General features: G+C 60.7%; 17 protein-coding genes. 13 read left to right on the plus strand and 4 right to left on the minus strand.

What is annotated here, in order from left to right:
* Position 1: 1 nt before the first annotated feature.
* Complete coding sequence (locus ACTHXA_RS05380; protein WP_441670127.1) at positions 2-2,410, minus strand: DUF6049 family protein; 2,409 nt, start codon at positions 2,408-2,410, stop codon at positions 2-4.
* Between the two features lie 86 nt (positions 2,411-2,496).
* Here ACTHXA_RS05380 and ACTHXA_RS05385 point away from each other — a divergent pair, with 86 nt between their 5' ends.
* Positions 2,497-3,948 carry a CCA tRNA nucleotidyltransferase gene (locus ACTHXA_RS05385; RefSeq protein ID WP_441670129.1) on the plus strand — a complete coding sequence of 484 codons (1,452 nt, stop codon included), beginning with the start codon at positions 2,497-2,499 and terminating at the stop codon, positions 3,946-3,948.
* Between the two features lie 16 nt (positions 3,949-3,964).
* Here ACTHXA_RS05385 and ACTHXA_RS05390 read toward each other — a convergent pair whose 3' ends face one another.
* Both ACTHXA_RS05390 and ACTHXA_RS05395 read right to left on the minus strand, forming a co-directional pair.
* The gene (locus tag ACTHXA_RS05390) at positions 3,965-4,594 is read right to left on the minus strand and encodes a hypothetical protein (RefSeq protein WP_441670131.1); all 630 of its coding nucleotides are present in this window, start codon (positions 4,592-4,594) and stop codon (positions 3,965-3,967) included.
* 61 nt (positions 4,595-4,655) lie between these two features.
* Positions 4,656-5,189: a hypothetical protein gene (locus tag ACTHXA_RS05395; RefSeq protein ID WP_441670133.1), complete on the minus strand. Its 534-nt coding sequence runs from the start codon at positions 5,187-5,189 to the stop codon at positions 4,656-4,658.
* A gap of 263 nt (positions 5,190-5,452) precedes the next feature.
* On the opposite strand from ACTHXA_RS05395, the gene rpsF reads away from it, so the two are divergent.
* The 5 genes from rpsF (at position 5,453) to dnaB (ending at position 9,037) form a co-directional block, all read left to right on the plus strand.
* The gene (rpsF, locus tag ACTHXA_RS05400) at positions 5,453-5,854 is read left to right on the plus strand and encodes a 30S ribosomal protein S6 (protein WP_441670135.1); all 402 of its coding nucleotides are present in this window, start codon (positions 5,453-5,455) and stop codon (positions 5,852-5,854) included.
* A 29-nt stretch (positions 5,855-5,883) separates the two neighbouring features.
* Entirely contained in the window at positions 5,884-6,450 is a 567-nt protein-coding gene (locus tag ACTHXA_RS05405; protein WP_441670137.1) for a single-stranded DNA-binding protein, read from the plus strand.
* A 52-nt stretch (positions 6,451-6,502) separates the two neighbouring features.
* Positions 6,503-6,760 (plus strand): 30S ribosomal protein S18, encoded by a 258-nt coding sequence (gene rpsR, locus ACTHXA_RS05410; RefSeq protein ID WP_441670139.1) that lies wholly within the window; start codon positions 6,503-6,505, stop codon positions 6,758-6,760.
* 20 nt (positions 6,761-6,780) lie between these two features.
* Entirely contained in the window at positions 6,781-7,233 is a 453-nt protein-coding gene (rplI, locus tag ACTHXA_RS05415; RefSeq protein ID WP_441670141.1) for a 50S ribosomal protein L9, read from the plus strand.
* A gap of 400 nt (positions 7,234-7,633) precedes the next feature.
* On the plus strand, positions 7,634-9,037 hold the full coding sequence (dnaB, locus tag ACTHXA_RS05420) for a replicative DNA helicase (RefSeq protein WP_441670143.1): 1,404 nt from the start codon (positions 7,634-7,636) through the stop codon (positions 9,035-9,037).
* Positions 9,038-9,182: 145 nt separating this feature from the next.
* On the opposite strand, the gene ACTHXA_RS05425 is transcribed toward dnaB, so the two are convergent.
* Entirely contained in the window at positions 9,183-11,738 is a 2,556-nt protein-coding gene (locus ACTHXA_RS05425; protein WP_441670145.1) for an ATP-dependent Clp protease ATP-binding subunit, read from the minus strand.
* A 128-nt stretch (positions 11,739-11,866) separates the two neighbouring features.
* Here ACTHXA_RS05425 and ACTHXA_RS05430 point away from each other — a divergent pair, with 128 nt between their 5' ends.
* From ACTHXA_RS05430 to ACTHXA_RS05460, 7 genes are all read left to right on the plus strand, one after another.
* Entirely contained in the window at positions 11,867-13,369 is a 1,503-nt protein-coding gene (locus tag ACTHXA_RS05430) for a lipase maturation factor family protein (protein WP_441670147.1), read from the plus strand.
* A 184-nt stretch (positions 13,370-13,553) separates the two neighbouring features.
* Positions 13,554-15,359, plus strand: a complete 1,806-nt coding sequence (locus tag ACTHXA_RS05435) for a thiamine pyrophosphate-requiring protein (RefSeq protein WP_441670149.1) — start codon at positions 13,554-13,556, stop codon at positions 15,357-15,359.
* A gap of 87 nt (positions 15,360-15,446) precedes the next feature.
* Entirely contained in the window at positions 15,447-16,367 is a 921-nt protein-coding gene (locus tag ACTHXA_RS05440; RefSeq protein ID WP_441670151.1) for an SDR family oxidoreductase, read from the plus strand.
* 108 nt (positions 16,368-16,475) lie between these two features.
* The gene (locus tag ACTHXA_RS05445) at positions 16,476-17,669 is read left to right on the plus strand and encodes an AI-2E family transporter (RefSeq protein ID WP_441670153.1); all 1,194 of its coding nucleotides are present in this window, start codon (positions 16,476-16,478) and stop codon (positions 17,667-17,669) included.
* Positions 17,670-17,678: 9 nt separating this feature from the next.
* A complete protein-coding gene (locus tag ACTHXA_RS05450) occupies positions 17,679-18,296 on the plus strand; it encodes a CG0192-related protein (RefSeq protein ID WP_441670155.1) in 618 nt (205 codons plus the stop codon).
* Positions 18,297-18,305: 9 nt separating this feature from the next.
* On the plus strand, positions 18,306-18,986 hold the full coding sequence (locus ACTHXA_RS05455) for a hypothetical protein (protein WP_441670157.1): 681 nt from the start codon (positions 18,306-18,308) through the stop codon (positions 18,984-18,986).
* 169 nt (positions 18,987-19,155) lie between these two features.
* Positions 19,156-20,358 carry a hypothetical protein gene (locus ACTHXA_RS05460; protein WP_441670159.1) on the plus strand — a complete coding sequence of 401 codons (1,203 nt, stop codon included), beginning with the start codon at positions 19,156-19,158 and terminating at the stop codon, positions 20,356-20,358.
* Positions 20,359-20,420 lie beyond the last annotated feature (62 nt).

A 20,420-nucleotide genomic window follows, 5' to 3' on the forward strand; every position in this document is an offset into this window, starting at 1 on the left:
GCTACGTGTCGCTACTGCTTCCTGATTCGCCGGTGTTTTCCACTGCTTCGGGTGTGGATGCGGTGGTTGCATCGGTCGATTCTCCCACTTCGTCGGCTCGATCGCGTTTTCGACGGCGGATTGTTCGCCAGACACCGACGACAAACAGCAGCACACCAGCACCAATTAGCAGGGAAACGGCGACGGTTTCGAGACTCGCGTGTACGTTGACGACGAGTTCCGCAGAGTTGTTGAGCTGCGTGTTCTCGACGGTCCACAGGGTTGCTTCGACACTCGAGACGCCGTTCGCGATGGCCTGAACGGGGATGCTTGCGCGGGTAACGCCTCCCGCGGGGATCGTAATCACGCTGGTGTCAGTGACGGTGAGATGCCCGGTGGTGGCACGTAAGCGCACTTCCACGATCACTTCACGATCGCTCTGATTCTCGATAAAGATCGGAAGCGAACTGTCGTGGCCGATCAGTTGAATTTCGCTGCCTTCTGCGACCGAAATCTGGTCGGCGGCAGCGGTGGCAAACTCAATGAACTCATGCGCAACGGGTGTCCAGCCATCGGTATCAATGATCGGCAGGCGAATCGAGTACAGCAGCTTGGCGCGAAGCTCTTCGGCGACTGCCTGCGGCTCGGCATAGAGTGCCGTGAGCTCGAGACCTCGCTCATTGGCAGTCGCGAGCTCTTCAAACTGGGCGATTGCCGCATCCGAGTGCGAGCCGGGAAGCAGTTCGGTTTCCGTGAGTACCGTTGGATCCTCGGCACGGTCCGGAATCGAGTCGAGTTCGGTCCAACTGTTCTCGGCCATTGCGTCGAGCAGTTGCGCGAGCAGTTCGGGGTCTTCGAGCGCGGCCCGCGGCAGCGTGGTCACGATCTGGCGAGCTTCGTTGGGGAGCTCGCGCGCAATCACAGCAAGCAGGGTGGCGACCTCGGCGGATGCGTCGCGGAAGTCGAGTTCTTCCGTCGCGGTCACCGTGCTCGCGATTGCGGCATCCAACTCCGCGTCGGTCACCAGCACCTCAGTGCCTGCGACCTGGTGCTGCGAGCTGGGTGTCGCGTAGCGGTCTGGTGAGAGCGTGACCTGGTCGCCACTGAGGACGATCGCGCCCGCGCCCCAGTCGCTGAGCGCGTCGAGGTCGCTTACGGTGCCGGCCGCGGGCCATTCCAGTTCGGGACGGGTGTAGTCGAAGGCCATGAGCTCTTCGAGATCCGGCGCCGGCCGAGGCTCGAGGACCTCCTCTTCTTCCTGGGTCGGCTCGGGAGCGTCCTCGGCGACGGTGCCCTCTGGGTCGGTTGCCGTGGGATCGGTCCCAGCTGGTTCAGTGGACGAGGGATCCGAGGGCTGTGGTTCTGCTTCGAGTTGGTCTGTGGGGTCGGCTGGCGGTGTTGGGGGTACTGTTTCGGATGCGGTCGGGTCGCTATTGGTGGGTGTCGGGGTTGGAGTTTCATCCGGCTCAACGACCGTAAAAAATTCGTGATCGGCCGTCGCATAGGAGAAACCTGTGGGCTGCAGGGGCTGCTCGAGTCCGGCCTGCTGTTGGAGCGTGAGGCTCGCATCCGCAAACTCGAGCGGAAAGCTCTCGTTTTCGAGCTGCTCAAGACGCTCGAGCCACGCCACTGCCGTTGCGGGTGCATCCGCACCGAGCGCCCGAATCGAGACCAGCAGTCGCGGGTCAATGGCGAGTGTCGCGTCCGTGCCTGCCACCGCATCCACCAGTAGCGTGAGATCACCCTGCGGCGCAGTAAGGATCTCGAGCTCCGCAATGCTGAGCAGCTCCTCCTCACCGAGGTCGCTCACAATCGGCACGATGGGGCTGATGCTCACAGGCGAAGCAAGCGACTCGGCATTCCAGACGAACGTGGCACGGTCCTGTGCGACAACCTCCCCGTTGGTTTCCCACTCCAGGGTGATGCCACGGGCACCGAACTGTCCATCATTGAGCGATTCCGTGGCCTCGGCGCTCAGCGTTACCGGGATTTCGAAGGTGGCACCCGGCTGGATCGCACCGATGACATCACGGAAAACCTCAGTTCCAGAAGAAGTGTCGGCGTCCGGATCTTCTTCGCCGGTCCACTGATTCAATTCGTAGCGAGTGTCAATCGTGTTGCTGTCGATCAGGAGCGCAATTTCGCTGGCGTCGGCGACCTCCTCGGTCCGGTTCATGAGGACCACGGTGGCTCGCGTTTCCTCGTCGGCGGTGAGCACCCCGCCGTCCAGCAACACGATTTCGGCGGATAACTCGCCATCGACACCGTCCCCAATGGCGCCGCCTGCGGGCGCAGTTGCCGCGTCCGGTGCAGTGGCGGGCGCGGCTGCTGCGAGCGAAGGAACCGCTCCACCGAGCCCAAGCACCACGGCTGTTGCGGCGACAACCCGTCGCCACAGCCGTGGTGCTCGCGGATGCGGTGCATCGGACATGACCTTCAGTGTACGAGCGGTGAGGCTTGGTTCGCCTCGTCCGCGCGACGGAACGCGATATCCGGCTAAACTCGTAGACTGATTCGGTGGAACACGTGCAAACAGCAATGGCGAGACTGACGGAACTCGCCCAATCGGGACCCGTCGCCAAGCTCTCGACGGCTTTCGCCGCCGCGGATGCGCAGCTCGCCCTCGTAGGCGGGCCGGTACGTGACGCCTTCCTCGGCCGCGGGGTCCACGATCTTGACTTTGCGACGGATGCGCGACCTGAACGCATCCTTGAGATAGTGAAACCGATCGCGCAGGCGCACTGGGATATTGGTCGGGAATTTGGCACCATTGGCGCCCGAATTGACGGCGAACAGGTTGAGATCACCACGTATCGCGCCGATACCTATGATGGCCAGTCGCGAAAGCCAGTCGTTGCCTTCGGTGATTCGATCGAAGGCGATTTGCATCGCCGTGACTTCACGGTCAACGCGCTTGCGTTGTCGCTACCCAAGCTCGAACTCGTCGACCCCACGGGTGGGTTCCAAGACCTCATCGACGGGGTCTTACGCACGCCAATTGAGCCTGAAGTGTCTTTCGGCGACGACCCGCTGCGGATGCTGCGGGCGGTGCGATTCACCTCCCAGCTCGGTTTTCACCTGGACGGCGATTCCTTTGCGGCGATTCAAGAACTGACCGAACGCATCCGCGATATTTCGGCGGAACGCGTGCGCGATGAGTTCATCAAGCTCATGGCCACCGATTCACCGCGCGCCGGCATCGAGCTTATGGTCGAAACCGGTCTGGCCGAGATTATCTTGCCGGAGCTTCCCGCCCTGCAGCTCGAACGCGATTCGGCACACCAGCACAAGGATGTGTACGAGCACTCGATTCAGGTGCTCGAAAACGCAATTGCGCTCGAAAAAGAGGCGGCGGCCGGGATTGTCGAGCAGGGTGGGGACATGCCTGCTCCCGATGTGGTGTTGCGGATTGCCGCGCTGCTGCACGATATCGGCAAACCCCGCACGCGTGAATTTGGCCCGAATGGTCAGGTCACCTTCCACGGCCACGACTGGGTCGGTGCGAAGATGACGAAAAAGCGGCTCAGCACGCTGCGCTTCGACAACGACACCGTGAAGCAAATTGCCCGCCTCGTGGAACTCCACATGCGGATGTACAACTACGGCAATGCTGGCTGGACCGACTCGGCCGTGCGCCGCTTCGCACGGGATGCTGGCGAGCGTCTCGAGCAGCTACTGCTGCTCATTCGGGCCGATATCACCACGCGGAACCGGCGGAAGTCCGAGCGACTCCAATTCGGCATCAATGACCTCGAGCACCGACTGGCTGAACTCCGCGAACGCGAAGAAATGGAGTCCATGCGACCGGACCTCGATGGGGATCAGATTATGCGCATCCTCGACCTCAAACCCGGTCGCGAGGTGGGTGAGGCACGGAAGTTCCTACTCGATCTGCGACTCGACGAGGGGCCGCTTGTTGAAGAAGAGGCGACGAAGCGGTTGCTTGAGTGGTGGGCGAACCGCGCCTAAACGGCGCTCCGCGCTGCTAGTAGGAGGTCTCACTTTGCAGGATTGCGAATGGGATCACTGACGCGACGAAGAGGATGATGAGTAGCGGCACGACGATGATGGTCGCGATGTTCAGGCCCAGTCCCCATCCCGCCAGAGCGCGTTTGCCACGGTACTTTTCCATTGCCAAGCCGATGATGCCCGTCACGATGCCCGCGAACGGTGTGAGGAATGCGAAGACTCCGAGAATGGGGATGAACGCAATCACCCACGTTGACAATGCCAGGATGAGCGACCACAGTCCCGGAATGTTCGTGCTGTTTTCGACATTCTGCGTGGGATAGGGATTGGGCGCGTACTGAGGTGCGCCGTACTGCGAAACCGAGTACGGGGTTCCGCCGTACTGCGGCCCGTTGTATTGCGGCCCGCTGTATTGGGGCGCGCCGTACTGCGGCCCGTTTGACTGCGGCCCGCTGTACGGTGCAACCTGTCCTGGAGCCTGACCGTAGGCCGACTGCTGGTAGTCGTTGGGCTGTGGCGCCGGCTCAATCGCACTCTGCCCAGTCCCATAGGGTGACTGCTTGACCTGCTCCGGATCATAAGGCTGCGGCTCGAAGCTCGGCTGACTCTCGCCCGATGTTGACTGTGGGTCCGAGTTGAACGTCATCATCACTCCTCTACTCAGTACTGCTGGGGATGCGGGGAATCTCGTTACGATTCGCCGTGTCTTAGGGGCGAACCGATCCGGGTGTCTCCGGCACCCCAGTCTCCTCCGGGAAGTCACTCGGTGCGGGGCCAGGCGAGTCCAGGTCCGTGGGGTCGTCGGTTTCCGAATCCGTTCCGTAGTCAGGGTTAGAGGTTTCGAAGGACTCTTTAAGTTCCTCTTCCAACTCATCAAATACGCCGGATTCGTCCAGTTGGTTCCAGGTCCACCACGCGCCGGTGATAAACGGCAAGAACATTGAGAGTCCGACCGCAATTGCGCTCACGATCGTGCCGATGATTGCCAAGAGTCGCCGACCTCGATACTTATCCAGCGCGAGGCCGAGCACGCCGAAGACGAGCCCGACGAAGCCGATAAAGATTCCCGCGAACCCGATGAAGGGAATCCAGCACACCGCAAGGCCCACCACGCCAATGATGAGACCGGTAAGTCCAAAGCCATTCAGCCCGGAGCTTGGCGGGGCCGGCTGAGGTTGAGGCGGTGGCTGTTGCGGCGGGTACCCGTGTCCGTTGGGGTACGGAGGGGGCGCGGATGTCATAGCTGCTCCTCTAATCTCGGATACAACCATCTCATCACTCGAACCCGAACGAGTCGATCCAGCGGCGGAGGGATTTTTCTCTACACAAAGACGGATATTTCTACTGGCGTCGTAGCAGTTGACGGTCTAAACTTATGAAGTTGTCCCGTCGCAATCGTGCCGGGCAATGGCATCCGCTCAATTAACCGTAGGGGATGCGATGCAATGACCCTCCTGCTGCGGAACGTCCGCAGCCGTTCAAGACCAAAGGAGGTGGGTTTATCGTGCATCAGTATGAGCTCATGGTGATCATCGATCCAGAGATCGACGAGCGCACCATCGCCCCGAGCCTCGATAAGTTCCTCGCCGTCGTCACCAAGGGTGGCGGCACCATCGAGAACATCGACATCTGGGGACGCCGCAAGCTTGCTTACGAAATCCAGAAGAAGTCGGAAGGCGTTTACGCCGTCGTCAACTTCACCTCTGACGCAGACACTGCGAAGGAGCTCGACCGTCAGCTTCGCCTGTCTGAGGCAATCATGCGCACCAAGGTGCTGCGTGCCGAAGAAGCGATCGCTCGCGTTGCCGCTGCAAAGGCTGAGTCAGCTAAGAAGGCTGAGTACGTAAAGTCGAACGCAGCAGAGGCCGCCAAGGTTGCAGCCTCTTCCAAGTCCGAGACTGAGTAACTACAAGTCCACTAAGTAGGGAGCGCGACATGGCAGGCGACACGATCATCACAGTGGTGGGAAATCTCACCGCCGACCCCGAACTCCGATACACCCCGAACGGGTTCGCGGTAGCGAACTTTACAATCGCATCCACCCCCCGCACGTTCGACCGTCAGGCGAACGAGTGGAAGGATGGCGAGGCACTGTTCCTTCGTGCATCTGTCTGGCGCGAGCACGCTGAAAATGTGGCGGCAACGTTGACCAAGGGTCAGCGCGTCATCGCACAGGGCAAGCTCAAGCAGCGTTCCTACGAATCCCGCGAGGGCGAGAAGCGCACCGCGTTCGAACTCGATGTCGATGAGATCGGTCCGGCGCTTCGCTACTCGACCGCACAGGTCACCCGCAGTTCCGCGGGTGGGGGTGGCGGCGCCGTTGGCGGAGGCCAGCAGCGTCAGCCCCAGCAGCAGTCACAGCCCGTCCAGCAGCAGCGCCCACAGGCCGAAGAGCCGTGGGGCGGCCAGCAGTCTGGTGGCGGCGGTGGCTACGGCTCTGGTGGTTGGGCGGCTCCAGGCGCGGGTCCCTCGGGTGGATTTGACGACGAGCCACCGTTCTAACGGTTGGCGTCTCAACACAGATTCCTAATTTCGAAGAAAGAAGCACATCAGCATGGCTGGTAAGTCCAGCGGCAAGCGCCGCACTATGGGGCGCGGCAAAGACAAGCCCGTAGCACCCGCAAAAAGCATTAAGGTTGGCGTCATTGACTACAAGGACGTCAACACCCTTCGCAAGTTTGTGTCGGAGCGTGGCAAGATCCGCGCCCGTCGCATCACCGGCGTTTCGGTTCAGGAGCAGCGACTCATCGCTCGCGCCGTGAAGAACGCCCGCGAAATGGCCCTCCTTCCGTACGCCGGTTCAGGCCGCTAGGAAGAAAGGACCACCACATCATGGCAAAGGTAATTCTCACTAACGAGGTCTCCGGGCTCGGCTCGGCAGGCGACGTTCTCGAAGTACGCAACGGTTTCGCGCGTAACTACCTGGTCCCACAGGGCCTGGCAGTGAACTGGACCCGTGGCGGCGAGAAGCAGGTCGAACAGATCCAGCAGGCTCGCACTGCTCGTGAACTCCACTCCATCGAAGACGCCCAGGCACTCAAGCAGTCGCTTGAGGCCGCAATCGTCAAGGTCACCGTCAAGGCTGGTAAGGAAGGCCGTCTCTTCGGTTCCGTCCGCCCCGCGGCTGTGGCTGAAGCGATCAAGGCGCAGGGAATCGGCGAAATCGACCAGCGTAAGGTTGTATTCCCCAACCCGATCAAGTCGACCGGTAACCACGAGGCAACCGTGCGTTTGCACGAAGACATTGTCGCAGTCTTCCAGGTTCAGGTGATCGCCGCCCGCTAGGCGGTGTGGACCTCTTCCACAAAAGTTGGTCAAGCATCCTTCGTTGGATGCTTGACCAACTTTTTTTTGTGTGCCTGAGACAACTTATCCACAGCTAAGTCACAGACAGGTGAAAGTCTAAAGTTGAACTTTACACAGTTTGAGATTTTCGACTGTGGACTCGGAAATACCTGATTACGCAGGGATTAATTGTGCTTGCCAGTTCACTTGTCCACAGTTATACACACTGAGTGCACAACCCTCCCCAGGTCCGTCCACGGTGATTCCACAAGTTATCCACAGGGCGTGGTTTTTGTGGAGAGATTGGCCGCTATGGTGACGAAGCGCTTCTTTTTCCGCCCATGTCGGAGGGTCGCGGTAGAAGTATTCCGTACTGGATTAGCGCAGAGAAAGGACGTTGATGACGATCACGCATCTGGGGGCAGAAACTCGCGAGCGCTCGAGGGACGCGCAGGACGGCCCTCGCACCCCGCCGCATGATCTGCTCGCTGAGCAGTCGGCGCTGGGTGGCATGCTCCTGTCGAAGGATGCCGTGGCCGACGTCGTCGAGGAGGTCCGCGGCCCGGACTTCTATATCCCCAAACACGAGATCATCTTTGATGCGCTGCAGACGCTCTATGCCGCTGGCGAGCCCACGGACGTTATTGCCGTCACCGACCAACTCACCAAGACGGGCGACCTGCAGCGCGCCGGTGGCGCCGAGTACCTGCACACCCTCGCGGGAATTGTGCCCACGGCCGCAAACGCCGGGTTCTACGCCAGCATCGTCGCTGAGCGTGCCGTATTGCGTCGCCTGGTCGAAGCGGGCACGCGAATCGTGCAGATGGGCTACGGCGCCGAGGGCGAAGTTGTGGAGCTCGTCAACCAGGCACAGGCCGAAATCTACGGGGTCACCGGTGGCGTAGAGACGGAGGACTACGTCCCCCTCAGCGATGCGCTTAACGCCGCACAGGCCGAGATCGATGCGGCCCAGAACCGCGACGGGACGATGACCGGTGTCCCGACCGGCTTCCGCGACCTCGACGCACTGACGAACGGATTGCACTCCGGGCAGCTCATCATCATCGCTGCTCGCCCGGGTCTCGGTAAGTCGACGTTCGCACTCGACCTATGCCGCAACGCATCCGTGCACGCCAATGAGCCGTCAATTTTCTTCTCGCTCGAAATGAGTCGTGCCGAGATCGCAATGCGTCTACTTTCCGCGGAAGCGAACGTCAAGCTGCAGCACATGCGTACCGGCAAGGTCTCGGATGACGATATGGCGAGGATCATGCGCACCCAGGGTGACATCTCGGAAGCGCCACTGTTCATTGATGACTCACCCAATATGACCCTTGTTGAGATTCGCGCCAAGTGCCGACGACTCAAGCAAAAATACGGCTTGAAACTCATCGTCATCGACTACCTCCAGCTCATGACTTCGGGTAAGCGCGTCGAGTCCCGCCAGCAAGAGGTCTCCGAGTTCTCGCGTGCGTTGAAGCTGCTTGCGAAAGAGCTCGAGGTGCCGGTGATCGCACTCTCGCAGCTGAACCGTAACTCTGAGCAGCGTTCCGACAAGAAACCGGCAATCAGTGACCTGCGTGAATCGGGTTCGCTTGAGCAGGATGCTGACATGGTCATCCTGCTGCACCGCGAAGGTGCCTACGAGAAGGACCACCCGCGCGCCTCAGAAGCCGACTTCATTGTCGCGAAGCACCGTAACGGCCCCACCGACACGATTACCGTGCTCTTCCAGGGCCACCTCTCGAAGTTCGTGGACTATGCGCCGGGCATGGCCCCCGCGCCGGATATGGGGCCGGGCTAAGGGTCAGGTCAGTGGGGGCACAACTCCACTTTCGCGGCTGGAAAAATCCCGATTGGGGCCTGCAACGGGTCGATGTCGCCAAGTTAGGGGACATGTCTCCGTCGGAGACCCCAATCGGGATTTTCTGTGCTCCGGCGCGGGGTCGCTAGGCGGTAATTTCTTCCCGAGCGGCGGCCACTTGCAGCTGACCCTGCGCATCCACGGTCACCGAGATGGTACCGCCTTCGGTGACCTCTTCGCCCACCAGCAGGTCGGCGATCCGGTCATCGAGTTCGCGCTGAATCACACGGCGCAGCGGGCGCGCCCCGAACTCGGGCTCATAGCCAGCATCCGCGATCCACGCGACCGCCGCATCCGCCACTTGCAGCGTGATGCCCTGCGTGGCGAGGCGAGCAATCGACTTGCCGAGCTGCAGTTGTGCAATATCGCGCAACTGCTCTGGTTCGAGCTTGCGGAAGAGTACCGTTTCATCAATGCGGTTGAGGAACTCTGGACGCATCGACTCGCGCAGCTTGCCCATCACCTTCTGGCGCATATCGCGGTCAGCATCTTCGACGCGCCCGGAGGCGAACCCGAGGGGTGCACCCTTGGCCGCGATGAACTCCGAACCAAGGTTCGAGGTCATGATGACCACCGTGTTGCGGAAGTCCACCGTGCGGCCCTGACCGTCGGTGAGACGACCGTCGTCAAGCACCTGCAGCAGCAAGTTGAACACGTCCGGGTGCGCCTTCTCGATCTCATCGAGCAGCACAACCGAGTATGGCCGACGACGCACCTGCTCGGTGAGCTGGCCCGCCTCGTCGTAGCCGAGGTATCCCGGAGGGGCCCCGACCAGTCGTGAAACCGTGTGGCGCTCACCGAACTCACTCATGTCGAAGCGGACCATGGCGGTCTCATCATCAAAGAGCGACTCAGCGAGAGCCTTCGCGAGCTCGGTCTTCCCGACACCAGTGGGTCCGAGGAAGAGGAAGCTGCCAACGGGCCGGGCGGGGTCGCCCATGCCGGTGCGATTGCGACGCACGGCCTTGGCAACTGCGGTGACGGCCTCATCCTGTCCGACCACCCGCTCGTGGAGCTGCTCTTCGAGCCGCGCGAGACGTGATTTCTCCGACTCGGTCATCGACGTGGCCGGGATTCCGGTCGCGCGCGAGACCACTTCGGCGATTTGCTGCTCGTCGACCACGCGGTTTTTCGCAACTGCAGCCTCGGAGTTTGAGGATGCGGTTGCAGCCTCAAACTCCTCGGTCACCGCACGAATTTGGTCGCGGACTTCGCCCGCGCGCTCGAAGTTCTCGGCCTCGATTGCGGCGCGCTTGTCTGCTTCGAGCTCGCCAAGTCGGGTGCGAAGTGCCTCGAGGTCTACGACAGGTCCCGCTTGCAGCGATATTCGTGCACCGGCCTGGTCGATCAGGTCGATCGCCTTGTCGGGGAGGAAACGGTCGCTGATATAACGGTCCGAAAGCTCGACGGCTGCGCGAATTGCCTCCGGCGTGTAGGTCACGCCGTGGTGTTCCGCGTAGCGGTCTTGCAATCCGGTGAGGATGCTCACGGCGTCTTCCACGTTCGGCTCGCCAACGGTGACCGGCTGGAAGCGGCGTGCGAGGGCCGCATCCTTCTCAATCTTGCGGAACTCGTTGAGCGTGGTCGCGCCGACCATGTGTAGGTCGCCGCGAGCAAGGCGCGGCTTCAGGATGTTTCCAGCATCCATCGAGCCCGACTCACCCGAGCCACCGGCACCGACCACAGTGTGTAGCTCGTCGATGAACACGATCGTGTTGCCACCGTCGGCGGCAATCTCATCCATGGCGCCGGTGAGGCGCTCTTCGAAGTCACCGCGATAGCGGGTACCGGAGATCATTCCGGCAAGGTCGAGCGAAATTACCCGCTTGCCCTTGAGCTGCGCGGGCACATCATCGGCAGCAACGGCCTGTGCGAGGCCCTCCGCGATCGCCGTCTTACCGACACCCGCCTCGCCAATCAGCACCGGGTTGTTCTTGGTGCGACGCGCGAGGATCTCTATGGTCTGCTCGATTTCGCGAGCGCGACCGATCACCGGATCGAGCTTGCCCGCGCGAGCCTCAGCCGTGAGGTCGAGCCCGAACTGCTCGAGTATCGAGCCCTTCGCTGCCTCGCCACCTTCGGGACCTGCGGCAGCGTCGAACTGCTGGCCCTCGGCTGACTGTGCACCAGCCTGCAATGACTCCTGGGTGATGCCCGACTTCGCGAGCAGCTGCCCGACCGTCGAGTCCTGGTTCAACACAAAGGCAAAGAACAGGTGCTCGGGGTCAACGTAGGTCGACCCGAAGGCCCGCGCCACCTGATAGCTATCAAGCAGCACGCGCTGGGCGGAACCCGTCAGCGAGTGAGCACCCTCGGCGCGCTTGTCGGTTGCCTCGGGAAGACGCTCGTCGATGGCGTGCGTGATCGCCTCGGGATCGGCTCCGAGGTGCTTGAGGTGGCTCGCGATTGGCTCGGTGACGAGCGAGGCACGCAAGAGGTGGAGCGCGTCGACATCGGTGTGACCGTGTTCGACTGCATAGCTCACGGCACTATTGACGATCTCGTGGGTGCGCTTGCTCAGCAAACGCGTCATATCGATCGAGCGGCCGGAGCGGCTGGATTGCTGACCTCGCAGGTAGCGGGCCAGGAACTCATCGAATGAACCGTCTTGGGAACCGGCAGGACCAAAGAAAGCGGGCATTAGTTGACCTCCAACAGGAAAGTTGAGTGTGTATGACTCAAGTAACGTTGGAAGTGTCTCAAACTATTCCCGAAACTGTCAAAACTGGCGAAGATTATTGAGAGCGGTCGAATCAAGGGGTGATCCGGATGGATTGGATGTCGTGGTTTTCGTTCCTCGACGCGCACGACTACACCATCGCGCGCGAAGTGATTCTCCGCGGCGTCGCGGCGATTTACTTCCTCGCCTTCCTTTCCACGTTTCGACAGTTCCCGGCGCTCCTCGGGGAGCGAGGGTTACTGCCCGCAAAGCGTTTCATCGAACGCACGAGCGGGAAAGACATCCTCACCCTATTTCGCTGGCGGCTGACGCCCTATAGTGACCGCTTATTGCGCATTCTGTGCGTCATTGGCATGGCCCTCGCGCTCGCAGTGGTCGCGGGCCTGCCTCAGCTCGGACCGGGCTGGTTGACGATTCCAGTATTTCTGGTGATGTGGCTGTTCTATTTGTCGATCGTCAATGTCGGCCAACGGTTCTACGGTTTTGGCTGGGAGACAATGCTGCTCGAGGCCGGATTCATTGTGGGGTTTCTCGGGACGAATGCCGTGGCCCCGCCGTTGCTCATCCTGTTGTATTTGCGGTGGCTCATGTTCCGACTCGAATTTGGTGCGGGCATGATCAAGATGCGTGGCGATTCGGCCTGGCGCAATCTCACCGCGATGCACTTCCATCATCAAACGCAGCCCATGCCGAACCCCGTGAGCCGCTGGGCACACCAAAAGCCCGAATGGTGGCATAAATCCGAAACCCTCGGCAGTCACATCATCCAACTCGGGATGCCGTGGCTCCTCTTCTTCCCGCAACCCATCGCATCCTTTGCCGCCGGCGCCATCATCCTGAGCCAACTCATCCTGGTCATCACCGGCAACTACGCCTGGCTGAACTGGCTGACCATCATCCTTGCATTCTCTGGGGTGAGCGACTCGTTCTTGCGCTGGCTGGTTGGCGGTCCGTGGCCGGGATGGGGCTGGGAAGTTTTCGCGATGGCAGCGGCGGATGCGACAGTCGTGCCGATTTCACCGCTGTGGTGGCACGTGATCACCGCGGCGGTGTTCCTGCTCTTAGTGTCCTTGAGTTGGCCGGCGCTCCATAATTTGTTTTGGGCGAAGAAGCAGCGGATGAATGCGAGTTTCAATCGGCTCCACCTCGCGAATGCCTACGGCGCTTTCGGTTCGATGACCAAGGAGCGTCGGGAGTTCGTGATTGAAGGGACCCTCGCCCTCGAGCCTCGCGACGAGGACTGGCGTGCATATGAATTCCCCGGCAAGCCCGGGGACGTGATGCGAACACCGCGTCAGTTTGCGCCCTATCATTTGCGGCTCGACTGGCTGATGTGGTTCGCCGCGCTCGGCGCCTATCGTGAGAAATGGTTCGCTCGCTTTCTTGACCGGCTTCTGCGAGCCGAACCGAGCATCCTGCGACTCCTGCGCGTGGATCCTTTTGATGGCGAGCCACCCGCACTCATCCGCGTACGGGTTTTCGAGTATCGCTACGCGACTCGAGCGGAGCGGCGCGAGACCGGCGCGTACTGGGTGCGCACCCAGGTCGGCACACTGGTGAAGCCGCAGGGCGTCAAACCCTCCTCGCGATGAGCATTTGTCATCACTCGAGCTGGCGCCGAAATTGCCAGGAGTTACCGATGATCTGTCATGGCTTTTGGGAGAAGGTTTGGTAGATGTGGAATGTTGCGTTCCCGCAATGTCCAATCCCACCACGCTTTGCTCCGGGCGGCCATTCGCTCGTATGCAAACGGCGACGATACGAAGGACATGAACTATGACCGACGCACAATCCATACCGCAGCAACGCACTTCCGACCTCATCATCGAGCGGCTCAACCGCTGGGAAGTGAGGCGCCTCTACGGGTACTCGGGAGACGGCAATAATCCGCTGCTCGGCGCTCTGCGTCGAGCAGACAACGCACCCGAGTTCATCCAAGCAAAGCACGAGGAGGGTGCCGCTTTCATGGCGGTGGGCGAGGCGAAGTACGGCGGCACAGTGGGCGTGGTCACGTCCACGCAGGGTCCCGGTGCCGTGCACATCTTGAACGGGCTCTATGACGCCAAACTCGATAGTGCGCCGGTCGTCGCACTTGTCGCGCAGCAACACACCACTGTGCTCGGCTCTGACTATCAGCAAGAGATCGATTTGCAAACCCTTTTTCATGACGTCGCGTCACCGTTCGTGCAGCAGGTGTCTTCTCCTGAGCAAGTGCCACTAGTGCTCGATCGAGCGTTCCGCTCAGCGCTTACGAATTCGAAACCGGCGGTTGTCATCTTGCCGCACGATGTGCAGCAAGAACTCGCCCCCGACCTGGGCCAAGAACACGGTGAGGTGGTATCAGCGCCACTCTGGTCGACCGGTCGGGTTATGCCCCGCGCTGAGGACCTTGAGGCAGCCGCCAGCGTGATTAACGCAGGTGAGAAAACCGCAATACTCGCGGGTCAGGGTATGAAACACGCGCAGACTGAGCTCATCGCCCTCGCGGAACACCTCGGAGCCGGTATAACGATGAGTCTTCTCGGGAAGCCCTACGTGGATGAATCGCATCCTCTCGTTGCGGGCACGATGGGCCACCTCGGCACGACCGCGTCGGCACACGTGCTGCAAGAGTGCGATACTTTGCTCATTGTTGGGTCCAATGATCCCTGGAGTGAGTATTACCCGGCTCCGGGTCAAGCTCGGGCGGTACAGATCGACATTGATCCTGCTGTCCTCGGCAACCGGTACCCGGTGGAAGTCGGCGTAGTCGGCGACAGCGCTCCGACATTGGATGCGCTTCGGCAGCTTGTTGACGCACGTCCAGATTCTGCCTGGCAAGCGGAAGTGCAAGGCGCAATAGAAACCTGGCACGCAATTTCCCGAGCGCGATCGGAAGTCACCGCGCGTCCGTTGAACCCGGAACTGGTCGTACGGAGTTTTGGTGAGCGCATCCCCAGTTCAGCAAACCTCGCTATTGACGTCGGCAGTAGCGTCTATCACTACGTGCGCCAAATCAATTTGCCGACATCGGTTTCGGCTCACTTGTCGAGCACGCTCGCGAGTATGGGGTGTGCGGTGCCTTACGGTATTGCCGCCAAGGAATGCGCACCGCAGCAGCCAGTCGTGGCAGTTGCCGGTGACGGCGCTATGCTGATGCTCGGCATCAATGAGCTCGTCACCGTTGCCGAGCGCTGGCGCACCTGGCAGGACCCGCGCTTCGTGCTGCTCGTCCTGCACAATCATGATCTCGCCGAAGTGAGCTGGGAACAACGGGAAATGGAGTCAGAACCGCGCTTCGAGGCGTCACAGAAAATTCCGCGGTTCGATTTTTCAAAGTACGCGGCGCTACTCGGCCTGCAAGGGCACCGAATTACCGATGCCACCGACCTGCCCGAAGCGCTCGACGCTGCCTTTTCAGCAGACCGTCCGGTTGTGATCGAGGCGATAACTGACCCGGACGTACCCCTCTTGCCGCCGTTACCGCACGGCAAAAGCGCCGCTGAATCCATGCGGTCCGCACTCGAACTCGAAGCGGACGGCAACACACACGCACTCCAACTGCTTGACGAATACGTCCGCATCGAACACTCGCGACAGTGAAGACAGATGAAGACAACAGTTGCCAACCGAAATCGCACGCGCGCGTGAACGCGCCGTTCCGAACTGACGACAAGAAAGACATGACTCATGACTGACGCACAAGCCACGGCGAAGCACACTGATCAGCTGACTTTCCAAGACCCCGTGACCCGCTTCCCATCCATCTCACCGCCCAAACAGCACCAGCCCGAACCCGGTCTCGATCAAGAGCTGATCCCACAGACCGATCGCGGTGAGCATTCTTATCGCGGCACGGGTCGTCTCGAAGGCCGAAAAGCGCTTATCACCGGCGCCGACTCTGGCATTGGCGCGGCCGTTGCCATCGGTTTCGCGCGCGAGGGTGCCGATATTGCGCTCTCGTATTTGCCCGAAGAGGAGGCAGACGCGCAGGAAATCAAGGCGATTATCGAGGATGCAGGCCGTCAAGCCTTCCTCTTCCCTGGTGATATTTCCGATCAAGAGTTTTGTGCCGAACTGGTTGATCGGGCAGCAGAAGCCCTCGGCGGCTTGGATGCGCTGGTGAATAACGCGGGCCGTCAGATTGCCATCGAGGACATTGCCGATCTCAGTGACGAACAGTGGACCCACACCTTCGACACCAATATCCACGCGATCTACCGCATTACGAAGGCAGCGCTGAAGCACATGCCCGCGGGCTCAACGATCGTGAACTCAACATCGATTCAGGCCTACAGCCCCTCGCCGCCACTACTCGACTACGCATCCACTAAGGCTGCAATTAACAACTTCACCAAGGGTCTTGCGCAGCAGCTCGCGCCCAAGGGTATTCGGGTTAACGCGGTGGCTCCCGGACCAATTTGGACACCGCTGCAGGTATCGGATGGTCAGCCCAAGGAGAAACTGCCCAAGTTCGGGAAGAACACCCCGATTGGCCGAGCCGGTCAACCCACCGAACTCGCTCCGGCCTATGTGTTCCTCACCTCATCCGAGTCGAGTTACGTACTCGGTGAGACCCTCAACGTCAACGGCGGAAACCCCTCGCCATAAGCGACAATGTCTCTGAATCTGACAGAATCAGCGTAGACGGGACACCAACCCTCGGTCGGTCTCCCGTACATTGGCAGATCATGGCTTCGTCGGAGAGGGATCGATCGAATGCACGCTGAGCCCGCTGAGCAGGACCGAGGCGATGGTCGGGTGAACGAGAACGGCAGCGGTCGGGGCGCACACGCCGCGTGGTCGGCACCGAACTACCCGCGCCCGCTCGTGATTCTTGCGGGCGTGGTACTGGCAATTGTTGGGCTCATCGCGCTGCAGCAAGTTGCGAGCTTTGTCACCCCGGTATTCCTCGGGCTCAATCTGGTGCTCGCAATCGCTCCCTTCTTCCACTGGATGATGCGCAAGCGCGTGCCCAAAATCCTCGCGGGGGTGATCGCCGGGCTCACCGTCTATGCGCTGCTATTCCTCTTTGTCGGACTGCTCATCTGGTCGGTCGTCGTGCTGATCCAGGAACTGCCCAAATATGGCAGTCAATTCAACGACCTCTATCAGCAATTGCTGGAGTGGCTCTCGGGCTTTGGCGTCTCGCAGGACGTGTTGGTTTCGCAACTGCAGGGGATGCTGAACCCGAGTTCAATTGTGTCGCTCCTGCAAAGCTTCCTCGGCAACTTCGGCAGCGTGATGTCACTGTTCGCGACCCTCGCAGTTGTCATCTTCTTCCTCTTTTTCGATGCCATTACCTTCGAACCCCGCATGGAGCAGGTGCGGGATGAGCGTCCCACCATCGGCAAAGCCTTCGATTCCTTTTCGACCGGCGTCAGCCGCTACTGGATCGTCACCACAATCTTCGGTCTCATCGTCGCGGTGGTGGACGTCGTTGCCCTTGAATTCCTCGGTGTGCCCCTCGCGCTGGTCTGGGGAGTGTTCTCCTTCCTGACGAACTACATCCCCAACATCGGATTCATCATCGGGATGATCCCGCCGGTGCTCATGGCACTCCTCGCCAACGGCTGGGTGAACGCACTCATCGTGCTTGCGCTGTGGTCGATCATCAACTTCGTGATCCAGTCGCTCATCCAGCCCAAGTTCGCGGGCGAGGCGGTGGGCGTGACGCCCACCGTGTCATTCCTCTCACTGCTGGTCTGGGCATTTGCGCTCGGCCCGGTCGGGGCCCTGCTTGCGCTACCCGCAACCCTGCTCGTTAAGGCGGTTCTTGTTGACGCGAATCCAAACGCGCGGTGGGTGAACCTGCTCATCTCTTCCGAACCGGACCTGCGCCGCGGACGGAAGAAGGGCAGCAAAAAGAAGGCTTCGGCCGATTCGCAGCCGGACGCCGCATCGGCGGGATAGCGTGGGGCCATGGCGATTGTCTATAACGCAAAGTTAGTTCCCTCGAAGCCCGATTTGATTGCCGCCTGGCTGCCAACGCAACCGTGGTTTCAGGAACAATCCGGCGCGATTGAGATCCTCGGCGCCTTTCGATTCGACGACCCGAACGGACAGGTGGGCATCGAAACACACATTGTGAAGGGCGCATCCGGCACGATCTATCAGGTGCCACTGAGCTATCGCGGGAGTGCCATGGCGGACGCCGGACGGTTTCTCGTCACCGAACTCGAGCACTCGGTGCTCGGTCACCGCTGGGTGTACGACGCCGCGGCCGATCCCGTCGCGGTGGCCGCATTCGTGGCCGCAATCATGTCTGGACAAACCCAAGTAGACGTCTTCGTCGACGGTCAAGACACGGCTCTCCCTGTATCTGTTGCGGTGCAGGGAACGGGCGAACAGCAGCGAGCTCCGCAGGCAACTCTCGTGGGCCTTCACACTGAAGGTTCCGTGACACGGGTTCGCACCGACTCGCTAGCACTGGATATTTATCGCGTCGTTTCTGGAGTCCGGGAAAGTGCATTCCGGTTGGATGCGCTCTCCGGTTTCGAAGGTACCCCGGCGACTCTCGCAAGCGTGGTGTCGGTCTAACCTAGAGGCATGACCGACGCATCCGCCAATTCCGAAGGCCCGGAGACCTCGCAGGCCGAGGCGGAAATTCGGCGGGCTATGCGCAGTCCCCGCCGCCGCAAATTTGGTGTCGGCGCGGCAATCGCTGCCGGTGTCGTGGTGTTTTCGCTCCTGGTGTGGCTCGCGTTCTCGCTGGGTTTCGAGCGGATGCGTGCCGATCTGCTGATCACCAACACCACGGCTTTGGAAGACACACCGCAAGTCGCGTTTAACGCCGAGTCGCAGGGCTGGACGATGGTTCGTCCCGCAGATACCGTTTCCGGCACCGGGCCGGAGTTCGGGAACGTCGACGGTTCGATTGAGGCAATGTGTGTCTTCTCGTGGCAAACGGGTATGGCTGAGGATTCCGAAATGACCGGCTCGGAGTCCGACGCCGCGGCGACGATGGCGTTGCTCGACGCCGCCGGTTTTGACGGGGACCCGAATAATGTTGTGCGCGTCGTCAGCCAGTCTGGACAGTCAATTGAACTGATGGTGGTGCACTCCGAACTGCATTCGGGGCTTGACACCATGGTGGCGGCACGGACCTTTGCGGGGTCCGATGATTACTTGCTGTTCACCATGAGGTGCGAACGTACCGGGGAGCTTGATCAAGAGATCTTGCAAGAAACACTCTTCGGTGTAGAGCTTGAGCTCGACGTGCGTGACTAGTCGCCTCATCTCTTCTTCGTACCGAACTGTCATCCGCAATACGCAAAAAGCACGCCTCGTGTCGCCAACACGAGGCGGGTATAGCAGGATGAGTGCCGTACCCCTATGAGATTCGGGCCGACAGCGTGCGCGGATTGCAAGGAATGACCCAAACACAGTGAGGACTCCAATGTCGAATCAGTTCCCTCCGGCAGACGGTGGCAACCAACCGTCCGATGGCTCGCAGAATTCGGGTAACTCGCAGCCCGGTCAGCAGAATCCCGGTCAACAGCATCCTGACCAGCAGAACCCGAGCCAGCACAACCCCGGCGTGAACTTTGGTGACGCAGGGAACTCTGGCGCGAGCGGATACTCAGCGTCCGCGGGTGGCTACCAGGGTTACCAACCACAGTCGAACCAGCAGGGCTACAACTCTTACGGCGGCCAGCAGCCCAGTAGCGACCAGGGTCAGTCGGGATTCGGTCAGCAGGGTCAGACCGGTCAGCAGGCTCAGCCCGGTCATCAGGCGCAGCAGGGTTACGGGAACTTTGGCAATCAGGATCAATCGGCACAGGCGGGTCAATCCGGATACGGCTCCTACGGCCAGCAGCCCGGTGGTCACCAACAGGGTGCGAATCAGCCCGGCGGGAACCAGCCCTCGCAGCCAACGTATGGTGCTTCAAATCAGTACGGTCAAGACCAGCAGGGTTACGGTGCGGGCTACGGTCAGCAGCCCCAGTCCGGCGGGTACAACCAGGGCACCTATGGTGCGGCAGGCCAGCCTTCAGGGCCGATGGGCGCAGGGCCTTCCGGCGGTAAGAAGCAGTTCGCACCGTGGATGTGGATCGTCATTGCCGTGGTGGGAGTCTTGCTCCTCGGCGGGCTCATTTGGGGCGCGATCGCAATCTTTAGCGGCGGCGGAAGTTACGCGCTGAACTCGGATGAGGTCGTCGACGACGTCGAGATCGATTACGTCGGGGACTGGGAAGACTCCGGCTACGACACGTATATGAATGACGACAGCAGCTGCAACTATTCACCGGTATTCAGCACCTATGGGTTCTCGGATGTGGACGCTGATGACATCGAAGGAAGCCTCGAAGAGTCCTTCGAAGAGAGCCTCGAATCACTTGGCGACGAGGTGGATGCCGAGCAACTCGGCACGATCTCGGTATCGGACATCAACGGTGAGTCGGTGGAGTTCGCGGTGTATTCGGTCAACGTCGAAGAGACCTACGGCACGTACTCGATGGTCGTTGCGGTGCACCCGTTCTCGGACTCGGGTGACGGACTCTCCTTCTCGCTGAGCTGCATGGACGAAGAGGCGACGCAGGAGGACCTTGAGGCCCTCATTGATGAGACCGAATTTGAGCTAATCCTCCCAGAAGATTAACCAGCCACGCTGTTTTTGAGGCGGCCACCGCAGTTCCTGCGGGGCCCGCCTCTTGATCTGGC

This window comes from Gulosibacter sp. (assembly GCF_052090685.1).
In the GTDB taxonomy this organism is placed as follows: Bacteria; Actinomycetota; Actinomycetes; order Actinomycetales; family Microbacteriaceae; genus Gulosibacter.